This is a genomic window from Dietzia sp. DQ11-71 (assembly GCF_014144995.1).
Taxonomy (GTDB): Bacteria; Actinomycetota; Actinomycetes; order Mycobacteriales; family Mycobacteriaceae; genus Dietzia; species Dietzia kunjamensis.
This window is the reverse complement of record NZ_JAALDT010000359.1, coordinates 1-3,363: the sequence shown is the minus strand read 5'-3', so window position 1 is coordinate 3,363 and position 3,363 is coordinate 1. Positions and strand designations below refer to the sequence as shown.

Sequence of the window (3,363 nt, the reverse complement as noted above, 5' to 3'; positions counted from 1 at the left end):
ATCTCCTTGTCGCACAGGGCCAGGAACCAGTGGTTGCCGCGGGCCATGGCCAGCGCCTGGGGCACGGGTACGCGGATCCCGCCGTCGGTCTCGCCGCAGCCGGCGAGCGTGGCGAGCTGGTCGAGGTCCACGCGGACCACGATTGCCGCCGGTGCCCCGGTCTTGGCGGCATCTGCGGACAGGGCCAGTTGAAGGGCGTGGACCATCGCGTCGTGCATGCGTTGACCGTCGGTGCGGGTGTCCTTCTCCTCGGGGTCGGGCCACAGGCGGCCGGGCTGGCCCCATCGGGCGTGGACTTCGCGCATCAGCGCGGCCAGTTGTGGGTCCATGGTCATCGTCGCGCGGGCCATCAGGTCCAGTCCCTGGCCGCCGCACGTGACCGAGCGGCGGCGGGCTCGCTCTGCTGCGCCGCGCTCGGTGCGCCCCGGATCGGCAGCGTCCAGGAGTCGGTGCGCGTGTTCCTGGAGGCGGCGGGTCGTGCACTGGTCGGCGGCCAGGGCGATCAGCTGCGCTTCCAGGTGTGCGCGCGCCTCGTCGTCGTAGTCGTCGGGCAGGGCTGCCAGGGCGGCGTTGATGATCCTGAGGTGCCCGGCGGACAGGGTGCCCTCGGCAGTGGCGCGCATGCGGGCGGTGTCGGCGATGGCGGAGTCGTCGAGTCGACTGCGCGCTTCCCCGGGGGCCAGGCCCAGGCCGCCGGTGAGCATCTGTCGCTCGTTGACGAATCCCATCTGCCGCGCGGTACCCGAGGTACGGGCGGTGGACATGACGCGGGCCTGGGAGGCGCGGATGCGGCGTTGGGCCTGTTCGAGGGCGACCAGTTCGGCGTGCAGTTCGGCCGGTGACACCTCTGCCCAGTCGCGCTCAAGGTGGGCATCGAGCGCGGACAGCGCGGCGGTCAGCTCCCTGCTGGCCGTGGCTCGCATCCCGGTGTCGCTCATGTGTTCGATTAGATCACCTGGGTACGACACGAACCCGTCGTCCCAGTTCACGCCGACTAAAGAGGAACGCAGCCGCGACCGTCCCGACCCCGGCGGGCAGTCAGAACTTGCGGAACGTGTGCCCGAGCAGCTTCTTGCCGCCCTCGGTCAGCTTGCCGGCCCTGGCCGCGGTCGGGATCAGCGACAGCGCGTTGAGCCGCGAGGTGACGTGCAGGCGCGCGGCCCGCTCGGCGCTCTTCCAGCCGCGGGCGGCGAACGCGTCGGCCTCACCGGCGAAGAAGCGGGCCTCCTCGTCGAACCGCCGACCGTCGAGGGCGCGGACCGACGAGTCCGACGCCGAGTGCCGGCGGTAGAGGAACGCCAGGGTGGGGTCGTAGATCATGTGGCCGCCCCCGGTGATGACGTCAACCAGCAGCGCGAGGTCCTGCACCACGTCCAGACCCTCACGGAACCCGATCCGCTTGACCCACTCGGAGTTCCACGCCAGCGACGGGAAGTAGGTCCAGTTGCCGTGCATGAGCGAGGTCATGAGCTTCTCGCCGTGCAGCACGGTGCGGCCCTGCGCCTTGGGCTGGGTGAACGCCTTCACCGAGTCGGACAGCCCCCGGACGGGCGCGCCGTGCTCGTCGATGACGCTGACCCCCACCTCCATCACGGCGGCATCCGGCACGGCGGCGAACCCGTCTGCCACGACCTGCAGGTAGTTGGGCAGCATGATGTCGTCGGCGCCCATGATCACCACGGTCGGCGCGGTGACCATGTCCACGCATTTGCGGTAGTTGCCGTTCGCGCCGAGGTTGGTCTCGTTCTTCTCGTAGGTCACCCGCTCGTCGCGCGCGGTGATCTCGCCCATGTAGCGGGCCGGCTCCGGATCCGGGTAGCCGTCGTCCACCACGACCAACCGAAAATCGCGGTAGCTCTGCGCCAGGACACTGTCCACGGCCTTCTTGAAGTGGTCGACGTCCCCGTAGTAGGGGAGCATCACGTCGATGGCCATCAGGGGAACCGCCGTCCTTCTCGTCACCGGATTGTCCGTCCGGTCGCATAGTATCGACCTCCGATGAGCAGTGACAGTGAGCAGCACCCAGGCGGCGACTCGGCGGGCCGGAACGAGGACGTCCGAAACCACGACGTGTGGCTGATCGTCCCGTGCTTCAACGAGGGCACCGTGATCGAGGAGGTGCTCCGTTCGGCGCGTGGGACGTTCCCCAACATCGTGGCGGTGGACGACGGGTCGGCGGACAACTCGGCTGCGGCGATCCACCGCGCGGGTGCGCACCTGGTCCGCCATCCGGTGAACCTGGGCCAGGGCGCGGCCATCCAGACCGGTGTGGAGTACGCCCGCGCCCAGCCGGGGGCCCGCTACTTCGTCACCTTCGACGCCGACGGGCAGCACCAGGTCAAGGACGTGCTGGCCATGGTGGAGCGGGTGCGCTCCGAGCCGGTGGACATCGTCGTGGGCACGCGCTTCGGGCGCCCCCGCCGCGACGACGACCAGGTGCCGCTGATCAAGCGCCTCGTGTTGCGGACCGTGGTGCTGCTCAGCCCGCGCACCCGGCGGCTGGGTCTGACCGACGCCCACAACGGTCTGCGCGTGTTCAACCGTCGCGTCGCGGAGGACCTCAACCTGCGGATGAACGGGATGAGCCACGCCAGCGAGTTCGTGGAGCTCATGGACAGTCGCGGCTGGCGGGTGGCCGAGCAGCCGGTCGACATCCTCTACACCGAGTACTCGATGTCCAAGGGCCAGTCGCTGCTCAACGGCATCAACATCCTCTCCGACGGGTTCGTGGGAAAGAGGTTGCCCCGATGATCAAGGTCCTGCTCCTGCTGGCCGGCGCCGCGCTGGTCGTGTTCTTTCTGGCCAACCGCCGCAAGGCGCGTGCGAAGGCCGGTGTGAAGATCGGCTTCGTGCTGTTCGTCGTGTTCATGGTCTACGCCGTGATCCGGCCCGACGACCTCACCGTGGTCGCCAACGCGCTCGGGGTGCAGCGCGGCACGGACCTGGTGCTGTACGCGCTGGTCATGGGCTTCGCGTTCGTGACGGTGTCCACCTACGTTCGTTTCCGCGAGCAGGAACTGCGGTACTCGCGCCTGGCGCGGACGATCGCGTTGCAGCACGCGGTGCGGCCCGATGACAAGGTCGATGCGGTGGTCATGAAGCCGGCCCCGGACGACGACGACCCGATGCGGTCCTGACAGCAGCCGTGGACGAGGGCGCGAACGAGGACGTCCGCAGCGAGGCCGCGCGCCTGCGACGCCGCCTCAAGGTGGCGCGCGGACGACTCGACGCGGTCCTCCATGCCGGTGCCCAGCCCGGAACGAGCAGGGTGGGTGACGCCGCCGGTGGGGACGCCGGGGCGCGCGGGGGTCTCGCCCGGATCGACGACGACGACGAGTTCCGCGCCCTCCTGCGCCCCGCCTC

5 protein-coding genes are annotated in these 3,363 nt (G+C 69.8%); 3 read left to right on the top strand and 2 right to left on the bottom strand.

From position 1 onward, the window contains the following. Positions 1-938, bottom strand: a 938-nt coding sequence (locus tag G6023_RS12560; RefSeq protein ID WP_182635804.1) for a DUF222 domain-containing protein, incomplete at its 3' end; no start/stop codon positions are given. 100 nt (positions 939-1,038) lie between these two features. After that, complete coding sequence (locus G6023_RS12555; protein ID WP_067711529.1) at positions 1,039-1,935, bottom strand: glycosyltransferase family 2 protein; 897 nt, start codon at positions 1,933-1,935, stop codon at positions 1,039-1,041. Positions 1,936-1,998: 63 nt separating this feature from the next. Here G6023_RS12555 and G6023_RS12550 point away from each other — a divergent pair, with 63 nt between their 5' ends. The 3 genes from G6023_RS12550 to G6023_RS12540 all read left to right on the top strand — a co-directional run. Further along, complete coding sequence (locus G6023_RS12550) at positions 1,999-2,751, top strand: polyprenyl-phospho-N-acetylgalactosaminyl synthase PpgS (RefSeq protein ID WP_182635803.1); 753 nt, start codon at positions 1,999-2,001, stop codon at positions 2,749-2,751. Beyond that, the gene (locus G6023_RS12545) at positions 2,748-3,137 is read left to right on the top strand and encodes a DUF2304 domain-containing protein (protein ID WP_120284708.1); all 390 of its coding nucleotides are present in this window, start codon (positions 2,748-2,750) and stop codon (positions 3,135-3,137) included. Before G6023_RS12550 ends, G6023_RS12545 begins: the two co-directional genes overlap by 4 nt. Before the next feature lie 8 nt (positions 3,138-3,145). Beyond that, a partial coding sequence (locus tag G6023_RS12540; RefSeq protein ID WP_182635801.1) for a hypothetical protein occupies positions 3,146-3,363 on the top strand: 218 nt, incomplete at its 3' end.

What these genes read in the sequence shown, in the direction of transcription:
- G6023_RS12555 (WP_067711529.1), bottom strand. Translation starts at nt 1,935, where the DNA reads ATGGCCATCGACGTGATGCTCCCCTACTACGGGGACGTCGACCACTTC.
- G6023_RS12545 (WP_120284708.1), top strand. Translation starts at nt 2,748, where the DNA reads ATGATCAAGGTCCTGCTCCTGCTGGCCGGCGCCGCGCTGGTCGTGTTC.
- G6023_RS12550 (WP_182635803.1), top strand. Translation starts at nt 1,999, where the DNA reads ATGAGCAGTGACAGTGAGCAGCACCCAGGCGGCGACTCGGCGGGCCGG.